This is a genomic window from Frankia sp. R43, from assembly GCF_001306465.1.
GTDB classification, from domain to species: domain Bacteria; phylum Actinomycetota; class Actinomycetes; order Frankiales; family Frankiaceae; genus Parafrankia; species Parafrankia irregularis.
In genome coordinates this window covers 67,464-86,734 of record NZ_LFCW01000014.1, presented here as the reverse complement: position 1 = coordinate 86,734, position 19,271 = coordinate 67,464, and the positions used below count along the sequence as shown (strand labels likewise).

The window sequence follows — 19,271 nt, the reverse complement described above, 5'->3', positions numbered from 1 at the left end:
ATGCCATCTTACGTACAACCGGACAAATATCTAGCCGGACAGCTGGTCACGTCGGTTCATGCCGTGGACGGTGGGAAATCCCTAATGATTCCCGTGACGGCAGATCTTCCGTTTTTCGGCCCTGGCAGGCGAACGGATTCACGGCTTTCGTCCGCGACAACAAGGTCCGGCTTGGCGCCTGGCAGGCTGACTCGAATTCACCGCACGGAAGGCGGCCATGTGGAATCCGCGCATCAATAGGTCATCCACCTCAGTAGGTGGCGCGGCCGCCGCTGATGTCGTAGACGGCGCCGGTGGAGAAGCTGACGCGAACCGAGGCGAGGAAGGAGACAAGCTCGGCAACCTCTTCGGGGCGTCCGATCCTCTTCATGGGAATCAGGCTAGCGATGTGGTCAAGCACCTCTGGTGCCGTGGTCGCGTTCATGGGCGTGGCTATCACCGCGGGCGCGATGGCGTTGACCAGGACGCCGGTGGTGGCGAGCTCCTTGCCAGCGGACTTGGTCAGGCCGATCACAGCCGCCTTGGAGGCGGAGTACGCCGCGAGGTTGGGGTTGCCATCCTTACCAGCCATGCTCGCGACGTTGACCACCCGCCCCCAACCACGCTCGACCATTCCCGGGACGAAGGCACGCATGCAGTTGACGGTGCCAAGCACGTTGATGTCGAGAGTGCGCCGCCATTCGTCCGCTCCGGTGTCGAGCAGTGGCCTGTTCGGGCCCACGATGCCGGCGGAGTTGACCAGAACGTCAACCGGCCCCGCCGCCCGCACGATGTGGTCGACCGCGGCCTCGTTGCTGACGTCGGCGACGAAGTCCGCCCCGTCAGTGAGGTCGAGGGTAAGCACCCGTAGGCCGTCAGCGCGCAGCCGCTCGGCCGCGGCGGCACCCAGGCCACTCAGTCCGCCCGTGACCAGGGCCGTCCTGGCGGTCACGTCCGGTGCGGTCATGAGCTCGTTACCTCCGCAAGGATTTCGAGAACGTGTCTGTAAGGGCGGCCGGTTGCCCGGCTCATCCCGAGTTCGCAGGTTCGGTTGAGCGATGCGTAGGCTGCCGCGTCCACCATGGCGACAGTGCGCACCTGCGCCGCGGTCGCCGAGGCGGTGAGCTCCGGGTGCAGGAGCCCGCGGTCGCCCGCGAACGCGCAGCAGCTCCAGTCCTCCGGCACCACGACCTTCTCCGCCACCACCGCCGCGATGCGCAGCAGCGCCGGGTTGAGGCCCAGCTGTGTGGAGGAGCAGGTCGGGTGCACGACCAGCGAGGACAACGCACGGCGGACATCGAGTCGCGGCAGAACCATCGCGTCGACGAACTCGACGGCGTCGAGGACCCGCAGCGAGGCGTCGTCTGCGAGCAGCGTGTGGAGGCCTTCCGTACAGGAGGCGGCGTCCACCACGACCGGCAGTTCACCACCGTTCGTGGCCCGCTGCAGAAGGGGCATGACCTGGTCGCGCATCGCCTTGTGACCCCGCGTGAGTCCCTTTGACTTCCACGGCGTGCCGCAACACAGGGAGGCGATGCCTTCGGGCACGCGGACCGGGACACCGGCTTGTGCGCACAGGCCCAGGAAGGCCGCCTGCACCCCGCGGCCTTCGGCCGCCGGCCCGAACATCGTGGAGACACATGCCGGGAAGTAGACCGCCACCACCGCCTCGGCCTCGAACGGTCGCCGTCGCGGGCCACCGCGAGGGAGGTCGGCGGACCATGACGGTACAGCGTCGTCGCCAAGCACCTTCCGGGCCGCCGCGGTGACGGCCGTGGGGATCGGTGCGGGCATGGCTTTGGCTGCGCTGAGCGATGCTCCGGCGGCACGGCTGGCGCCGTCCCAGTGCCTGGCCGCGGCGAGCCAGCCGCGCTCCGCGACGCGCCCGACCCCCTCGGCGCGCAGACGCCGGGTGAGGTCGCCGGTATTGATGTGGACCGGGCAGGCAGTGCTGCACATCCCATCCACGGCGCAGGTCTGTACCGCGTCGTAGTCGAAGTCGGCCGCGAGCTCGTCGGCGAGCGCCGAGTCGCCGGCCTGTCGGGCGCGTACGATCTCGCGGCGCAGCACGATGCGTTGCCGAGGCGTGGTGGTGAGGTCCCTGCTGGGGCAGACCGGTTCGCAGTAGCCACACTCCACACACCGATCGACCTCGGCCTCCACTGTCGGGGTCGACTTGAGGTGACGCACGTGCACGGTGGCGTCCTCGGCGAGGAGAACCCCCGGGTTCAGCAGACCACTGGGGTCGAGCAGCCTCTTGATCTGCCGCATGACGTCGTAGAGCTCGTCGCCGTACTGCCTGCGGACGAAGGGCGCCATCATCCGCCCCGTGCCGTGCTCTGCCTTGAGAGTTCCGTCGAGGCCGAGCACGAGGTCGACCATGTCGTCAGTGAAGGCGAGGTAGCGGCCGAGGAGAGCCGAGTCGTCGAAGCGCTCGTTGAGCATGAAGTGGATGTTGCCGTCCTTGGCATGCCCGAAGATCACGCTGTCGGCGTAACCGTGCCTGGTGAACAGTATGGTGAGCTCGCGGCAGGTGGGCTCCAGGTTTCCGACCGGGACGGCGATGTCCTCCAGCAGCGCGGTCGTGCCGGAAGGCCGAGCACCCGCGACCGTGGCGTAAAGGCCTTTGCGGATGTGCCACAGCGCGGACCGGCCGGCCGGATCCCGGCTCAGCTCCCCGGGGGACTGGAGCCCGAGCGTGCCGAAGAGCCTGCCTGCCATGGCGATCCGGTCGGCCAGTGCGTCTGCCGTCGGCTGCTGATGCTCAACCAGCAACGCGGCGTGGTCGCGAACCGCAAGGCCTCTGAGCCCTTGGCCGGCCTGCGGGTCTCGCTGCGCGACACGAAGGCTTGTTGCGTCCAGCAGTTCGATGGTCGCGAACTCGGCAGCTACCAGCTCGGGCAGCGCCGCGGTGGCCTCAGACAGGTCGGAGAAGAGCAGAAGTCCCGTGGCGGCATGCGCCTGGACGGGGACGGTATGGAAGGTAGCGGTGGCGACGAACGCAAGTGTGCCCTCGCTGCCCACCACCAGCCGGAGTAGAAGCTGGACAGGATCATCGTGGTCGAGGAAGGCGTTGACGCCGTACCCCATGGTGTTCTTGATCGAGAACAGCCGTCGGATCGTGGCGACCGAATCGGCGTTGCTGCGGACCCGGTCCCGCAGCGCCAACAGGCCCGCGTGGATGTCCGGCTCGAGGGCGCGCAGTTGCTCGCCCGCGTCCGGCTCGGCGGTGTCGAGGACGTTTCCACTGGGCAGGACGAGGACCGCCGACTCCAGCGTGCGATATGTGTTCTGCTCGGTGCCGCAGGCCATCCCGCTGGAGTTGTTCGCCACGACGCCGCCGATTGTGCACGCGGACTCGCTCGCCGGGTCCGGACCCAGCTTGCGTCCATAGCGGGCCAGCCGAGCGTTGACCGCACGCACCGTCGCGCCGGGTTGCACCCGTACCCGGAGCCCGTCACCGAGGATCTCGACGCCTTGGAAGTGCTGGCGGGCGTCGACGAGCAGTCCGTCGGTGCCGGCCTGACCCGACAGGCTCGTGCCGCCTGAGCGGAAGGTGAGAGGCACTCCCTGCTGGGCACTTACCTGAAGCAGCCTGGCGACGTCCCCAGTATCGCGGGCGACGACGACGGCCTTGGGCTCGAGCAGGTAGTGCGACGCGTCGTGCGCGTGTGAAAGCCGGTCCGCCGCTCGGGCCCGGACAACGCCGGCGCGAGCCGCCTTCAGAACGGCGAGCAGAGCCGTGTCAGTGGGACTCACGACTTACCCGCGATCCCGACGAGCCGACGAGGAAGTCGAGGTCGACTCCGGTGTCGGCCTGGAGGACGTGGTCGACGTAGAGCCGTTCCCAGCCACGCTCGGGGTTGGCGAACCCTGCGATGGTGGTCTGGCTCGGCGTTCGCCGCGCGAGTTCCTCGGCCGGGACGTCAACGTCAACACGTCGGCCGGGCACATCGAGGACGATGACGTCACCGGTGCGTACCAGGGCGAGCGGACCGCCGGCGGCGGCCTCCGGAGCGACGTGCAGGACGACGGTGCCGTAGGCCGTGCCGCTCATCCGGCCGTCGCAGATCCGGACCATGTCCCGGACTCCCTGCTCGAGCAGCTTTTTGGGCAGCGGCATGTTGGATACCTCGGGCATCCCGGGGTAGCCCTTCGGCCCGCAGCCACGCAACACGAGGACAGAGTCGGCGTGCACGTCGAGGTCGGGGTCATCGATCCGGGCATGGAAGTCCTCGATGCTGTCGAAAACCACGGCACGGCCCCGGTGTCGCAGCAACTGGGGCGAGGCGGCGGCGGGTTTGACGACCGCGCCCGCCGGCGCGAGATTGCCGCGCAGCACGGCGATCCCACCGTCACCCATCAGCGGCTCCGCGCGGGAGCGGATGACCTCGGAATCCCATCTCGATGCCTTCCCCAGGTAATCGACGAGCGGTCGGCCCGTGACCGTGAGAGCTTCCGGGTCGAGCAGGTCCTCGACCTCGCGCAGGACCGCCAGCAGCCCGCCGGCGCGGTGGAGGTCGTCCATCAGGTAGCGCCCCGCGGGCAGCAGGTCGACGAGCACCGGGACGCCGGATCCGATCCGGTCGAAGTCGTCGAGGGTGAGCTCGACACCGAGCCGACCGGCGATCGCGAGCAGGTGCACCACGGCGTTTGTCGAGCCGCCGATCGCCGCCAAGGTGACGATGGCGTTGCGGAACGAGCCCTTGGTGAGGACGGAGCGCGGGCGACGGTCCGCTCCGATCATCTCGACCACCAGCCGACCCGTGTCGTGGGCACCCTCCAGCAGGCGGCTGTCCGGGGCAGGTGTGCCGGCCAGGCCCGGGATCACCGTGCCCAGCGCCTCCGCCACCAGTGCCATCGTTGACGCGGTCCCCATCGTGTTGCAGTGCCCCCGGCTGCGGATCATGGACGACTCCGAGCGGGTGAAATCCGCCGCCGACAGGGTTCCGGCGCGGACCTCCTCAGACAGCCGCCACACGTCGGTGCCGCAGCCCAGGGGCGTGCCGCGGAAGGTCCCGGTGAGCATCGGGCCGCCCGGGATCACCACGGCTGGCAGGTCGACCGAGGCCGCCGCCATGAGCAACGCCGGGATCGTTTTGTCACAGCCACCGAGGAGCGCCACGCCGTCGATCGGGTTAGCGCGAAGCATCTCCTCGGTCGCCATCGCGGCCATGTTGCGCCAGAGCATGGCGGTCGGCCGGACCTGGGTCTCCCCCAGAGACACCACTGGAAGGTCCAGCGGGATACCGCCGGCCTCGTAGACCCCGTTCCTGACCGATGCCGCCACCTCGTTCAGGTGGGCGTTGCAGGGCGTGAGGTCCGACGCCGTGGTGGCGATGGCGATCTGAGGACGCCCGCTGAACGCGCTGGGCGGCAGCCCCCGGCGCATCCACGCCCGGTGGATGTAGGCGTTGCGGTCATCCCCGCCGTACCACTGCGAGCTGCGCAGGCGACCTGGTCGCCGTTCATCCACAGAGCCCACCTTCGTTCCAACTATTGGAATTCAATCTGCGAAACACGGACCCGACGAGCAGGAGGCCAATGCCGGCAGCCTACCGCCCTGTTCCATTCACTGGAATGGTAGTCTAAAGTTCGGAACGTGACGGTGGACGACGAGCGGTTGGTCGGGGCCGATCGGGTGCTGGCCGTGCTGAAGGAGCTCGCCAGGCATCCCGACGGTGTGACCCTGGACGAGGTGACGCGCGCGATCGAAAGCGCCAAACCGACGGTGCACCGGGCTCTGGCGTCGCTTCGGCGAGCAGGCCTGGCGAGCCAGGACAGCCGCGGCCGCTACCTCCTGGGCGACGAGCTGCTTCGCATGGCGTTCACGTATCACGAGGCGCGGCCGGATCATGTCCGTATCCGGCCGGTGCTGGACACGCTGGCGGAGCGGTTCGGTGAGACGGTGCACTACGCCGTGCTCGACGGCCGCGAGGTCGTCTACCGGGCCAAGGTTGATCCGCCTACCGGAGCCATCCGTCTCACCTCGACCATCGGTGGACGTAACCCAGCGCACGCCACCGGCGTCGGCAAGCTTCTGCTGGCCTACGAACTGACCTCCCTCACGGCGATCAGGAGCTGGATCGGCGGGGCGCCTCTGCCCCGCAAGACCTCCAACACTCTCTGTACCGCCGAGGCACTGCACCGCGAGCTGGATCTCACCCGAGAGCGCGGCTATGCCGTCGACGACGAGGAGAACGAGATGGGCGTGACCTGCATTGCCCTTCCGGTCGTCGAGCTGTCCGAGACGAAGCCCCCCGGGGGGGTCAGCGTCAGCGCACTGGCCTACCGCACGCCGCTTGCCACCCTGGTCAGCCGGGTCGGCGAGATCCGGGATGTACTCGCTGCCCCGGGGGCCAAGAGTTGACCGCTATCGCGCAGGTGGCGACCAAGGAATCGTTCCACCTCGCGGAGGGACCGGTCTGGGACGCCACCCGTGGTCGATTGCTCTGGGTCGACATCCTCAAGGGCGACATCCTCGAGGGCGAGGTCGTCGACGGCGGCGGGCACGGGTCCAAGATCGCCGTGACCTGTCGCCGCTCCCTCGGCGAGATGGTGGGTGCGGTGACGTACGCGGCGGACGGCTCACTACTGGTGGCTGCGCAGGAACGACTTGTGCTGTTCGGGCCGGACGGCACCCGGGTCGACGGACCTCGGGTGGTGCCAGCGGGCGTCGACCGGCGCTGCAATGACGGCAGCACCGACCCGGAGGGCCGCTTCCTGGTCGGCACTCTGACGCTCAGCAAGGGCTCCCGAAACGAGTCCCTGGTCCGCCTCGAGGAGGACGGCTCGCTGGCGACTCTGGATGACGACCTGATGTTGTCCAACGGGCTGGCGTGGTCGGCCGACGGCACCCGGATGTTCAACGTCGACACCCTGAGGCAGGTCATCTACCTGCGTGATTACGACACCGCGACAGGCGCGGTCGGTGAACGCCGACTCCATGTGCGGATGGACAGGGGATATCCCGACGGCATCGCCATGGACGTCCAGGACCATCTTTGGGTGGCCATGTGGGGCGAGGGCGAAGTACGTCGCTATAGCCCCGACGGGGCGCTCGTGGATCGCATCGCCGTACCGGCTCCGCACACCTCCAGCATCGCCTTCGCCGGCCGCGACCTCGATCTCCTCGTCATCTCCACCGCCACGAGTGAGCTCACGGCCGACCAGCATGAGCAGTTCCCGCTCTCCGGCCGCCTGTTCACCGTACGGGCCCCCGTGCCGGGCATCCCGGTCGCGCCGTGGCGACCGACCTCCGCATTCGGCGGCACCTGAGGCCCGCAGCCCACACCCAGCCAACGCCGCCCGACCCTGGAGCGACACCCCATGTACCTGATGCGCATCGGCGCGCCCGGCGCCGAGAAGCCGGTCGCACGCCTCGACGACACGACATACGTCAATCTCTCCGACGTCGTGGCCGACTTCGACGAGAGGTTCTTCGGCTCCGGCGGCATCGACCGGATCCGCCCCGTCGTCGCCGAACGCGCCGCAGCCGGTCACGTCGCGACATTCGCGGGTGAGCGAATTGGGGCGCCGATAGCTCGGCCCCACCAGATCCTCTGCATCGGGCTCAACTACTCCGACCATGCCGCCGAGACCGGCCAGGCGGTCCCCGAGCAGCCGATCCTGTTCACCAAGTCACCCAATACGCTGATCGGCCCGAACGACGACGTCCGCATCCCGCGTGGCGCCACGAAACCGGACTGGGAGGTCGAACTCGGCATCGTCATCGGCAGGCGCACGAGCTATCTCGAATCAGTGGACCTCGCCGAGGACGCAATCGCCGGCTATGTGCTGGTCAATGATGTCAGCGAACGCGAGTTCCAGATGAACGGTGGCGGCGGCCAGTGGATCAAGGGCAAGTCCGCCGAGACCTTCAACCCCGCCGGGCCCTGGTTGGCCACCACTGACGAGATCCCCGATCCTACGAAACTGGACATGTGGCTCGACGTCAACGGCGAGCGCCGCCAGACAGGCACCACCAGCACGATGATCTTCAACCCCTCCTTTATCGTCCACCACCTCAGCCAGTACCTCGTCCTCGAACCTGGCGACCTCATCAACACAGGCACCCCACCCGGTGTCGGGATGGGAATGAACCCGCAGGTGTGGCTGCAATCGGGCGATGTCATCGAGCTGGGCATCGAGCGACTCGGCGCCGCTCGGCAGAATGTCCTCGGGCCCCGATGACCGGTGCCACCATGAGGGCCTTCGTGCTCACAGGCCCTCGGAAGTTCGCCGTGGAGCGAGTCCCCGCGCCATCGGCGGCACCGGGTGAAGCGGTGGTCGACGTCGAGCGCGTGGGCGTCTGCGGCACCGACATCGAGCTCTACTCCGGCAAGATGGCCTACATCGAGCAGGGGCACTCGTCGTACCCCCTGAGGCTGGGGCACGAATGGTGCGGTCTGGTCACCGCCGTCGGGGACGACTTCGACGCGGCGTGGGTGGGCAGGCGCGTCATGGGCGACACCATGATCGGATGTGGCAACTGCCGTCGCTGCCGCAGGGGTAACCAGCACGTCTGCGAATTTCGCGGGGAGGTCGGTGTCCGCGACGGCCGCCCAGGCGCGTTGGCCGAGCAGATCTCGGTGCCGGTGTCCTCACTCCACGAGCTACCCGCCAGCGTGGACCCGGCGCTCGGCGCTCTGGTGGAGCCCGGTGGCAACTCCCTGCGGTCAGCGCGTGCCACCGAGGTCGGGCCCGGCGACCGCGTGCTCGTCCTCGGCCCGGGCACCATCGGCCTGCTGGTCGGCATGTTCCTGCGCGTTCAGGGCGCCGAAGTCCACCTCATGGGCCAGTCGGAGCCCTCCCTGGACTTCGCGCGCACCATCGGTTTCGAGAACTGCTGGACCGAGGAGCAACTACCCGGCCTGCCATTCGATGCGATCGTCGAGTGCTCCAACGCCCCGCACCTGCCAGGACTCGCCCTCGATCTGGTCGAGCCCGGGGGACGGCTCGTGTACGTCGGCCTGGCGCCCAGACCCAGCCTGATCGATAGCCGAGCGCTAGCGCTGAAGGATGTCAAGGCTGTCGGCATTCTCTCCGCTTCGCCTGGACTTGACGCGACGATTGAGGCGTTCGCTTCCGGCGAGGTCGACCCACGCCCGCTTGTTGCCGCGACCGTGCGACTGGACGAGGTCGGCTCCGTGCTCGCCGGTGATCGTCCGCTTCACGCCGGCCCCGGCCCGAAGCTCCACGTTGACCCGCGCCTGTGACCGGCGACGACGTCGACGCATTCATCGCGGGCGCGGGCGAGACCGTGCGATGGGACTGGTCGGACCGCAGCGAGACGCGGACGTGACCGGAAGCTCGCCGCCGAACAGCAGCCAGTCCACCCAGACGTCCCGTGTTCCGCGGGATAAGGCCGCTGTTCCGGCGAATCGGGCTGCGGGCGCCGGGGCCACGGCATGGACCCGGCGGCTGCGGCTGGCCGGCACCGCCCTCGTCGTCATCGCCGCTGTCGTGATGTTGTCGCGGCAAGCCCGCTACCTGCCGAAAAGCCCGTCCGTGCTGGCCACGGCCGACGGCCGCTGGGTGCTCGCCGCAGGCGGCCTGTCCGTCCTGTCCGTCCTCGCGTTCGCCGGCCAGCAACTGGTGCTGCTACGCGCGCTGGGCGCACAGCTCAGTGCCCGACGCGCACTCATGGTCACCTACGCACAGACAGCCATCACCATGATCGTCCCGGGCGGGTCCGCGGCCGGGACAGCCTACACCCTGAGCAATCTGCGGGCTGCCGGCATCACCGTCGACGCGGCGCTGGGGGCACTCACGCTGTCAGGCATCGCATCGCTGCTGGGTCTGTGCGGGTTGTACGCCGTCGGCGCGGTGCTGTTCGGCGCTGCTTGGCCGCCGGGAGCGCCGCAGGTCGCGGCGGTACTTGTGGTCATGGCGCTCATCTGCTGCCTGCCGGTCGCCGTCAGATCCCTGCCGGAGAGGGCGTTCCGCCGCCGACGGCAGGCCGCCAATCCGACGCGTCGCCTGCGTACATCGGCGCTCGTCGCGTGCCGTTGGCGTTGGGGTCGGTTCTGGATGAGGCGTGCACGCGAGGTCGGCCGGGCGATCGTGGTGGCGACGCGCTCGCTGCGTGAGCGCGACTGGTTCGTCGCCGTGGGGCTGGCAGGGCTGAACTGGGCAACGGACGCCCTCGCCCTCGCCGCGGCGGCCCGGGCGACGGGCGCGGACACGGATCCGCAGACCCTGGGGCTCGCCTATCTCGCGGTCCAGGTGGGCCGGTACGTCTCACCGTTGCCGGGTGGCCTCGGCATCGTCGAGCCGACGCTCGCACTGCTGCTCTCCTCTGCCGGAGCGTCGGTGACCGACGCCAGCGCGACCACGCTGATCTACCGGGCCTTCTCGTACTGGCATATCGCCGCGGTCGGGCTTCCGCTGGGGCTCTGGATGAACGGACGCATCACGCACGGGTCGCAACCGAGCGAATCTACGACCGCGGTGGCAACAATGACCAGTGCCAGTCTGGCAACGGTGAAGCCACCAGAGCCAGCTTCCATATCTCCGCTTCCTCCGGCCCCGTAGAACCCCGGAGGGGCGAGATCACCTCACTGCGGCAGCACGTCCGCAGATCTGATTGTCCACAATATCGAAATACGCCGCCCTATCATTAACGCGGACGAACGCATAACATTGCTGAAAGGCGCCCGTCGCCGGGTCGACCGTGACGGGCCTGAGCAGGCCACCTGCCGCGTAGTTAACAATTCCGTCCAGCGCACTATTCACTTTCTGGCTAGTCGGGCATTGGCCCGCTGCCGTGAGTGCAGTGATGAGCCTGTCCGTCTCTATGTAGGCACGGACCGCGATTTCCTGCTCCACCCGGCCGGCGTATGGAGCATATCGGGCCATCGCATTCTTGTACCTTTCGACTGCTGGCCCTCCAGCCTCGAGCGGGGCATGGTACAACATCACCGACAATCCGGCCATGGCAGCCTGATCCGTCTGGACCAGATTCCCGTCGTACCCCCAGAAGGACAGCGCGACCTTGACGGGAGCCCCCATCCGACGCAAAGACCTCATGACATCAACAGATACTTCCGGGTCCGATAGAAAGATCACGGCGTCCGCATTCAGCGCGACAGCTCTCTGTGCAACCTGGTCAGGACTTCCCACCGCAGATGCATAGACCTCGGTTCCGATGGTGGCGATACCAGCCCCACTCAGCGCCTGGCGAAGATAGTCCCCGAATGAGCTCGCGGGCGACAGACCGTCGGAAACGACAACCAGGACCCTTTTGCTATGGAACTTCTGAATATACTGGCTCCAGGCGTCAGCCATCGTTGCCACCAGATCAACCGCGGTGAACTTCCTGCCGCCCACCGATACTTTCGAGTCCACGTACAGACCGGTCACCGGGACCTTCCGGTCCTCCAGATACGATGCCGATGCGCCCGCGAGGAAGCTGCTCGTCACCAGACCCGAGACGCCGACATTCTCAACGAGGTCCGCGACGGCGCGCTTGCTGACATCAAGAGACATCTGATCGTCCCGCCACTCGTACACCACCTTGCGCCCGTGTACTCCCCCCTCCTCGTTGGCCAGGCCTATACGTGCGTCGACGCCAGCCCGAGCCATACCGAAGGCCGTAGAGGACGTACCGGTATCGGAGTACATGAGCCCGATTCGAATTTCATCTGGCGCCACACCCGGCGCGTCGCATGCACTGATAGCCTCTTGTCCTCGGGGACCACCGACGGCGCAGCCGACTGCTCCGACCAAGAGTAAACCTACCCCTAGAACCGGCAGCCATTTTCCACGTCGAGCCGAGCTCACGCGTTCCTGGCAACCGCCTCTCCTTCGCCGAAGTACCATTTCCCCCAACCTCGTCATGTCATCGCGGAGACAGCCGCCGCAACGATGTCCTGCTGGTTGTTAAATGCCGCAAATGCATCACGATCGATAACATTGGATAGGAAACAGAAGGAAACCCCGGTCTCCGGATCCGCGAACGCGATCTGCCCACCTCCACCGCCATGCCCGAAGGTCGACGGCGACACCGCGGGACCGAACGGATGCATCTCCAAGTCGATGTGGTGCTCCGGGATACTCAGCCTGGGATTCTCTTCGGTCGCGACGAGAAGTCCTATCGTGCGGTTCGCCGGCGCTCCGAGACGAAGTGGATCCGGCATCCGGTTCCGGATGTTGGCAGTGGCGTCGGCGAGAATCTCCCGGCTCCACAGCCGTTCGGGGTTGTGCAGCAGCGCCTGATAGAAGAGCGCCACGGATGCTGCATCCGAGATCGCACCTCCTCCGGGCGCTCCCGCCCCGATCACGACAGGGTCGTTCGCGAAGGAGCGGATGTCGAACAGCACCTTTTCCTCGGACTCCGCGGTAGATGGCTCGCCCGTCAGGGCCTCGAGGATGTCGAACGGGGCTGACCGGATATACCGGACGGGCCGGATTTCGCCGATCCGATCACCGGAGACACCGAGTTCGAGGCGAGCGATTCCTAGCGGATCGAGAACGAGCTCTCGGAGCGCCGTGCCGTGATCCAGCCCGGTCACCCGGGCCACGACTTCGCCGAGGACCCAGCCTGCCGAGAAAGGGTGGTACTCGTACCGGGTGCCCGGCTCCCACTCAACCTCCCACTGCTCCATGTGCCGAGCACGGCCCTCGCGTGTGCCCACGGCGTCACGCGGAATCATGGGGCTTGGGATGCCTGCGGTGAAGACGAGTAGGTCCTCGATCGTGATCCGGTCCTTCCCGTGAGCACCGAACTCCGGCCAGACTTCTGCGATCTTTGTCTGGAGGTCCAACTTGCCGTTGTCAAGCAGACGCCACACCAACGAGGCAAAGATGGGCTTGGTCGAGGAGAAGATGCAGAAGCGGCTGTCGAGCGTGGCCTCGCCGAACGCCTGGGCGGTGACGATGAGACCATCACGGCCGAACGCGTACTGCCCATCCGCAAGCTGGCCGTCTGACACAAGCCCTGCGATCAGTTGGTCGAGCTCTTCGAAGCTCATCGTCACATTGTCCTTCGCGGTGGAGGGTTGGCGAGGTTACCCGGAGGAGCGCCCCGCTCGGGGCCTGTGGGACATCTGTCTTCGCGACAGCCACTTAGAAGCTATATCGGCCGCTGCCGATCTCATGTCTCTGCCCGTTCCAGAGAACGGTCGCGGTTGTGTTGCACGGCACCGTGATTTCCAACCGATCCCCTGTCCACCGCACAGCAAGTTCCCCGAACTCGGTCAGAAGGGTCCGCGCGCATGAGGTCAGGCGCGTGTCGGTGCGCGGGGCGATAACGGTATGCTTGTATCCTGCGATTGTCGCCTGAATCCCCGCTACCTCTCTGCAGATCCAGTCATCGACGCACCCGAACGCGTAGTGGTCGAAGCTGGAGATTGCCGGCGTGCCATCGAGGGACATCGCGTCCCAGCTCTCCCAGATAGCCGTCGCACCCATGTCGACCTGGTACAGCCACGATGGCTGCCGGGTCTCCCAGAGCAGCTCGACCGCGAGATCGGCCCGACCGATCTCCACAAGGACGTCCAGCAAATACGGCGTGGTGAGAAAGCCCGTGTCGAGGAGGCCGCCGTTCTCCTCGATCAGCTGGACCAGCTTGGCAGCGTAGGGGTCCCTGCGGTCAGCAGGAACGAGGTCGAACGCGAAGGCGAGGACGTAGCCACCCATAAGTTCCGTCGGAAGCTCGTCACCGGTCATGAAAACCTGCTGGATCGCGTCCTTCATCCTGGCCGCCTGCGCAGCATAGAAGTCACGGTCGTCAACGCGGCCAAGCACGTCCGCGACATCGGCGAGGAGGCGAACGGACCGATAGCCGAAGAATGGCGCTACGTACGCACTAGACTCTCTCGTGACCTCGAAGTCGCCCTCCTCCTGCTTCCTACTCGGGATGAGCCATTCGCCGAAGTGAAAACCAGTGTTCCAGAGATAGCGGTCGAGCTCTTCGGGGAGGCCGCCAGGGCCGCGCCGGTTCCGCGCTGTGGCGATTATGCTGTCACACCATGACTTCATCGAGGAAAATGCCTCGCGCAGCACAAGGGTGTTCCCGGTCGCACGATACATCTCCCAGGGAACAATGACCGCTGCGTCGCTCCATCCTGCAATTCCAGTCACGCCCTCGCCGCCGAACTGCTCGCTGGTACGGAGCGAGAGGCGCTCGTAGAGATTCGTGAACGGAACGGTCATCGGTACGACACCGTCCGCGCGCTGCTCAGCCGAGAGATTTCGCAGCCAGGCAGACAGAAACGAAGTCATGTCTTCGTTGACGAAGGCTGCGGGAACATATATCTGGATGTCGCCAGTGAAGCCCGCCTTCTCCCGTGTCGGACAGTCGGTGGGGATCGACATCATGTTGTTCCGCTGTGACCAGAGAATGTTCTCGTGGAGCCGGTTGAGGCGTGGATCCGAGCTCTCGAAGGTGCCGGTACACTCCTTTGGTGTCGTGAGAACGACGGCCGTGAAGTCGTCCTTGCTCACCGACGGAAGACCCGACACGCGGATGTACCGGAAGCCGTGGAACGTAAACAGGGGCTCGTACTCGCGACGGGCGCCGTCCGAGACGTATACATCCTTCTGACCCGCGATCATCGAGTTGAAGTAACCGCCGTCGGCGGTGGTCACCTCGAAGTGCTCGAGGGTGATCTCGGTGCCCGGCGGCGCGTCGATCTTCACACGAGACCGGCCGGCCACGATCTGACCGAAGTCGACGATGAGATCCCCTTCCGGGGACGTATAGGTCACCACAGCGGGAACGAGCGCCACCGGCCGGACCGGATCGATCGGCTGAGCCACGAGATTGCCGTAGCCAAGATCGACTATCTTGACCGGTCGCGGATCATCGAACGAAGCCCTCGCGTCAAACCGCTCGCCCCAGTACAGGTCCGACGACCGCACCGGGCCGGTTCGGCAGATCTCGCTGCCATCCGAGAAGACCGTCTCCGTCAGATTATTCTCGTATTCGAGTTCCAGCTGGAAAAGAACCGCTGGAAGTTCGCGAAGCTCGTACGAGAGCGGACGCGTCACCGGGCAGAAATACCATCCGTCACCGACGTACATCGATAGGGTGTTCGCCCCCTCCCGCAGCTGGGCGGTGACGTCGTAGGTCTGGTAGTAGAGCCTCCTCCGATAGACCGAGAACTCGGGGGCGAGTTCACGGTCATCGGGACGGAGCCCGTTGAGGGTCAAGCGGTAGACGCCGAGTGCCGTGGCGTAGAGGCGGGCGGATCGAATTGGGTGGTGAACCGCGAAGTTCCTGAGGAACTCGACGGCGGGCGGCTGTGTCCCGTGCCCCCAGCTCTCAGCTGCGGGCCGTGGGATCGTGCTCTCCACCCACCTCGCAGTCCAGGCCGTGTCGAGGAAGGCCGTCTCGAAACCCGCGGAGGCCGTATCAGTGTTGCCATGGTTGTCCTCGACCGTGACCGCCCAGCGATAGCGGGTCCGGCTGCGAAGAGGGCTGCCTGAGTATTCGACGAACGACTGTGATTCGCTGGCGACGAGCCCGGTGTCCCACACTGTGCGATCACCGTCCTCGACCGTGATCCGGTACGAGGTCTGCAGGGTGTCACGCTCGGGGCTGGAGATGCACCATGAGAACTCGGGGACCTGGTCGATGCCGACCGGCTCGATCCGGTGGAGTGTGCGGAGACGCTCGACTCGCATCAGCGGGTCACCGTAGGCGCGTGACGATGGGTGGTGATCCATTCACTCATGCGAGTGAGGGTCTCGTCGGCCTCCGGCAGGCCCGGTCGGTTCAGATGTCCATGAAGCACAGCTGGCACGGTTTCTGAGACCACCTCGACACCTGCAGCACGGAGCTGCTCGGCGAACTTCTCTCCGGAGGCGCGTAGCCCGTCGTACTCACAGTTGAAGATGAGTGTCGGTGGCAGCCCGAGGAGATCAGCCGCCAACACTCCGGGCGTCGCGTAGGCCGCCGCCTCGTCGGCCGGCGATCCCAGGTAGTTCTCGAGCACAGGGGTGAAAATCTCGGGAGCGAAGGCCATCGCGGGAGTGAGAGAGGCCAGCTTCTCCGCAAGCTCGGTGGACGGCATCGGAAGCACGGGATGAACTACCGGGTAGGCAAGGATCACGGAGGCGGCTTGGGCCTCACCGGCGTCGCGTAGGCGAAGCGCGGCTCCAGCAGCCAGGCACGCACCGGCGCTCGCGCCGCCGATGCTGACCCGGGCGGGGTCCGCTCCCAACGCTTCCGCGTGCTGAACTGCCCAGCCGAACGCCGTGACCACGTCGTCGTTGGGCGCCGGGTAGTGCACGCCCTCGACACACAGGCGGTAGTCCACTGAGACGACCACGGCGTCTGCCCGAGCAGTCAGCTCACGTGCGACGGCATCTGCCTCGGGCATGTCAAGGTCGCCGCCGAGGAACGCCCCGCCATGGCTCCAGACGAGTAGCGGCCGGTCGGCCCCAGCGGTGTAAGGCCGATAGATCCGGATCCTGAACGCGTCTGAGGCCACCCTTATGGTGACCTCGCTGACCTCCGCGGCCGGCGCCGCATAGCCGGCTTCCGTGGGCCGCGGCCGCATCAGCCGTGCTATCAACTCCGGGTCGCCTGGCTGCTGTGCGTCCGGGCGGACGGCCTCAAGTTCCATGTGAAGAGCCCGGATGCGGTCGAAATACGGGTCACTCATCGTATCTTCCTACTTTTCCGAGTGCACGGTCATCGCCATCAATGACTCGATGGCCCCGGGCGGAATCCCCTCGCCAACGAGATTGACAATCTTCTGCATCGGAAGCGATCCGAGCACACGTAGTGTGCCCGGCTGGGCGAGACCGAACAACAGTTTGGACTCCAGCGTTTCGAGTAGGATCGGCCCCACGACCGGATGATCGAACCACTCCTGCACCGTCGACCGCAGGGTGAGTTCGCGGACAATATGGTCGCCGCCGAGAATCACGGTTTCCTCCGCATCCGAGGTGAGCGCGTCACGGCCAAGAATCACTCGGTACTCACCTGGTGTCACACACCAGTCCGAGAGCTCGGTGTCCCAGTAGGCGAAGGCCCTCCGATCGAGCGCCAGCTCGAGGTCGGCAGACCGACCCGCCGGAATGAAGACCTTCGCGAACGCACGCAGCTCGCGGGCCGGCCGCTGCACAAACCCGCGGGAGGACGCATCCACGTAGATCTGAATGACATGTGCACCGTCGCGGTCACCCACGTTTTCGACTGCGACGGACACCGTGACCCGGTCGGAGCCGGTAACCGAGACCTGGAAGCGTCGGACACGGAAAGTCGTGTAGCTCAGGCCATGACCGAACGGATAGCGAACAGCAACCCCGGTCGTCGCGACGGACCGGTATCCAACAAGAAGTCGTTCACCGTAGACTACATGGCCTTGCTCACCCGGAAAATTGGTGAATGCGGCCGTGTCCTCGAGCCGCATCGGAATAGTTTCCGCAAGCTTGCCGGAAGGGTTCACGACGCCGTAGATAATCTCCGCGAGAGCGCTGCCCCCAGCCTGACCGAGAAGAAACCCGTCGACGATCGCGTCGACATCGTCGTGCCATCCTTCGAGCCCCACTACCCCACCGTGCGACAGCACGACCACCGTCTTCGCGGAAACCGTGCTCACCGCCCGGATGAGCGCAGTCTGCGCTTCCGGAAGGTCGATGGAGGTGCGATCGAAGCCTTCCGACTCATCCGCCTCACCGAGTCCGACGAAAATGACTGCGACCTCGCACGCGGCGGCCGCGGTCACCGCGGCCTCCCGCAGGGGTCGGGGGTCACCATCCCCATCAACGTCATAGCCTGCCGCGAACTCGATCGGACCGCGGGCGTGCTCTTCGGCCGCGCCCAGGAACGAGTCGATCCGGGTGGCGTTGACATGCGAGCTGCCCCCACCCTGGAAGCGCGGAGTTCTGGCGAACTCGCCGATGACCACGATCCGAGCATCGGGAGAAAGGGGCAGGACATCCTCGTTCTTCAGAAGAACGGTGCAGGCCGCAGCCGCTTCCCGTGCGATCGCATGATGAGCATCTGGATCGACAGCATTCGTCTCGCCCAGGCCGTATCTGCCGAGCCGGCGCACTCGCTCGGCACTCTCACTGACCACCGCCTCGTCGAGCTCACCTGCCACGACGGCTGCCATCAGTTCGCGGACGCTTCGTCCCCTGGTCCCAGGCATTTCGAGATCCACCCCGGCGCGCACCGCCGCTGCCGGGTCGTGAACGGCACCCCAGTCCGACACCACGGCACCGGTGAAGCCCCACTGACGGCGGAGGACTTCGGTCAGCAGCCAGCGGTTCTCCGAACCGTAAACCCCGTTTATCTTGTTGTAGGCACACATTACCGTCGCGGGCTCTGCCTCTTTGACCACCCGCTCGAATGCCGGGAGGTAGATCTCACGGAGCGTCCGTTCATCCACATCCGCGCTGACCCGCATGCGGTCGGTTTCCTGGTTGTTGGCAGCGAAATGTTTCACCGACGCACCGACTCCCGTACTCTGGACGCCCTTCACGTAGGCGGCACCGAGAACACCTGAGAGCAAAGGATCTTCCGATAGATACTCGAAGTTTCGCCCACACAAAGGGGACCTCTTGATGTTCACCCCGGGCCCTAGTATGATATCGATGCCAGCAGCCTGAGCCTCCCGTCCGAGGGCCTCACCGACCTTCGCGACGACCCCAGGATCCCAGCTTGATCCAAGCGCAACCGCAGGGGGAAAACAGGTCGCGGGCAGGCTTGGCAGGAATCCCAGGGGGTCGCCGCCCTCTTCCTGAACACGCAAGCCGTGTGGCCCGTCCGAAAGCCGGACTGAGCGGATACCGGCGCTTTCTACTGGCTGCGTCGACCACGTGTCTCGTCCCGACAGAAGCGTCACCATCTGTTCTGTCGTCAGCGTGATTGTATGCTGTTCCTGGTTCTCCGTGGTTTCAGTCACCTCTGTGGGTCCTCTCTGAGCGAGATCTCGTAGGAGCCTCCCTCAAGCATCCGGGCACTTCCGTCAGGTAGGTGTAGCTCCGCAGCGAGGCCCTCGAGAACGGCACAGTGGACCGTGACAGTCTGGTCGCGATTGCGTCGCCAGACGCACTCGACCCGTCCGGACCGTGTCTCAAGTGCACCCTTCGCCCAGTCCAGGCCTCGGCCGGGAAGCGGCGGATCCTGGAGTACCCAACCCGGCGCCAGCACACCTGCGCTCACCGCCTTGCCGTCAGTACGAGCTTCGAAGACGCCGTGGGCGGGTGCCTCGCAGGACGGCTCTCCTGATCGGCTCCGTGGCGTCGAGACGGGTCTCGACACTGAGAACGAAGGCCTGAAACTCGTCCGCCGCGGTGACCATCTGCACATTGTCAAGCATGGGAGTGATCAA

The 19,271-nt window shown here is 66.2% G+C and carries 15 protein-coding genes; 5 read left to right on the top strand and 10 right to left on the bottom strand.

The features are described 5' to 3' along the window. Positions 1-250 precede the first annotated feature (250 nt). The 3 genes from ACG83_RS39125 to ACG83_RS39115 are packed head-to-tail and all read right to left on the bottom strand — an operon-like array spanning position 251 to position 5,455. Positions 251-946, bottom strand: a complete 696-nt coding sequence (locus ACG83_RS39125) for an SDR family NAD(P)-dependent oxidoreductase (RefSeq protein ID WP_054571314.1) — start codon at positions 944-946, stop codon at positions 251-253. Then, complete coding sequence (locus tag ACG83_RS39120; RefSeq protein WP_054571313.1) at positions 943-3,738, bottom strand: FAD-binding and (Fe-S)-binding domain-containing protein; 2,796 nt, start codon at positions 3,736-3,738, stop codon at positions 943-945. Before ACG83_RS39120 ends, ACG83_RS39125 begins: the two co-directional genes overlap by 4 nt. After that, a complete protein-coding gene (locus ACG83_RS39115) occupies positions 3,725-5,455 on the bottom strand; it encodes an IlvD/Edd family dehydratase (RefSeq protein WP_083473936.1) in 1,731 nt (576 codons plus the stop codon). Before ACG83_RS39115 ends, ACG83_RS39120 begins: the two co-directional genes overlap by 14 nt. Before the next feature lie 126 nt (positions 5,456-5,581). Here ACG83_RS39115 and ACG83_RS39110 point away from each other — a divergent pair, with 126 nt between their 5' ends. Genes ACG83_RS39110 through ACG83_RS39090 form a run of 5 tightly spaced genes read left to right on the top strand, consistent with a single transcriptional unit; the run spans position 5,582 to position 10,515 of the window. Next, positions 5,582-6,349 (top strand): IclR family transcriptional regulator, encoded by a 768-nt coding sequence (locus ACG83_RS39110; protein ID WP_054571312.1) that lies wholly within the window; start codon positions 5,582-5,584, stop codon positions 6,347-6,349. Next, the gene (locus ACG83_RS39105; protein WP_054571311.1) at positions 6,346-7,257 is read left to right on the top strand and encodes an SMP-30/gluconolactonase/LRE family protein; all 912 of its coding nucleotides are present in this window, start codon (positions 6,346-6,348) and stop codon (positions 7,255-7,257) included. The genes ACG83_RS39110 and ACG83_RS39105 overlap by 4 nt, the downstream gene beginning before the upstream one ends. A gap of 51 nt (positions 7,258-7,308) precedes the next feature. Continuing rightward, the gene (locus ACG83_RS39100) at positions 7,309-8,172 is read left to right on the top strand and encodes a fumarylacetoacetate hydrolase family protein (protein WP_054571310.1); all 864 of its coding nucleotides are present in this window, start codon (positions 7,309-7,311) and stop codon (positions 8,170-8,172) included. Next, positions 8,169-9,197, top strand: a complete 1,029-nt coding sequence (locus tag ACG83_RS39095) for a zinc-binding dehydrogenase (protein ID WP_054571309.1) — start codon at positions 8,169-8,171, stop codon at positions 9,195-9,197. Before ACG83_RS39100 ends, ACG83_RS39095 begins: the two co-directional genes overlap by 4 nt. Before the next feature lie 49 nt (positions 9,198-9,246). After that, positions 9,247-10,515 (top strand): lysylphosphatidylglycerol synthase transmembrane domain-containing protein, encoded by a 1,269-nt coding sequence (locus tag ACG83_RS39090; protein ID WP_083473935.1) that lies wholly within the window; start codon positions 9,247-9,249, stop codon positions 10,513-10,515. An 18-nt stretch (positions 10,516-10,533) separates the two neighbouring features. On the opposite strand, the gene ACG83_RS39085 is transcribed toward ACG83_RS39090, so the two are convergent. The 7 genes from ACG83_RS39085 to ACG83_RS46325 all read right to left on the bottom strand — a co-directional run bounded on the left by ACG83_RS39085 (position 10,534) and on the right by ACG83_RS46325 (position 19,259). Beyond that, entirely contained in the window at positions 10,534-11,802 is a 1,269-nt protein-coding gene (locus tag ACG83_RS39085; RefSeq protein ID WP_255354842.1) for an ABC transporter substrate-binding protein, read from the bottom strand. Positions 11,803-11,816: 14 nt separating this feature from the next. Next, positions 11,817-12,953: a serine hydrolase gene (locus tag ACG83_RS39080; protein WP_054571306.1), complete on the bottom strand. Its 1,137-nt coding sequence runs from the start codon at positions 12,951-12,953 to the stop codon at positions 11,817-11,819. A 94-nt stretch (positions 12,954-13,047) separates the two neighbouring features. Further along, on the bottom strand, positions 13,048-15,609 hold the full coding sequence (locus ACG83_RS39075; RefSeq protein WP_161934850.1) for an alpha-L-rhamnosidase: 2,562 nt from the start codon (positions 15,607-15,609) through the stop codon (positions 13,048-13,050). Next, positions 15,609-16,592 carry an alpha/beta hydrolase gene (locus ACG83_RS39070; RefSeq protein ID WP_054571304.1) on the bottom strand — a complete coding sequence of 328 codons (984 nt, stop codon included), beginning with the start codon at positions 16,590-16,592 and terminating at the stop codon, positions 15,609-15,611. Before ACG83_RS39070 ends, ACG83_RS39075 begins: the two co-directional genes overlap by 1 nt. A gap of 9 nt (positions 16,593-16,601) precedes the next feature. Beyond that, positions 16,602-18,785 (bottom strand): glycoside hydrolase family 3 C-terminal domain-containing protein, encoded by a 2,184-nt coding sequence (locus tag ACG83_RS39065; RefSeq protein ID WP_054571363.1) that lies wholly within the window; start codon positions 18,783-18,785, stop codon positions 16,602-16,604. A 53-nt stretch (positions 18,786-18,838) separates the two neighbouring features. Then, the gene (locus ACG83_RS48270; protein ID WP_369812953.1) at positions 18,839-19,090 is read right to left on the bottom strand and encodes an alpha-L-rhamnosidase C-terminal domain-containing protein; all 252 of its coding nucleotides are present in this window, start codon (positions 19,088-19,090) and stop codon (positions 18,839-18,841) included. A 22-nt stretch (positions 19,091-19,112) separates the two neighbouring features. Further along, on the bottom strand, positions 19,113-19,259 hold the full coding sequence (locus tag ACG83_RS46325; protein ID WP_200931459.1) for a hypothetical protein: 147 nt from the start codon (positions 19,257-19,259) through the stop codon (positions 19,113-19,115). Positions 19,260-19,271 lie beyond the last annotated feature (12 nt).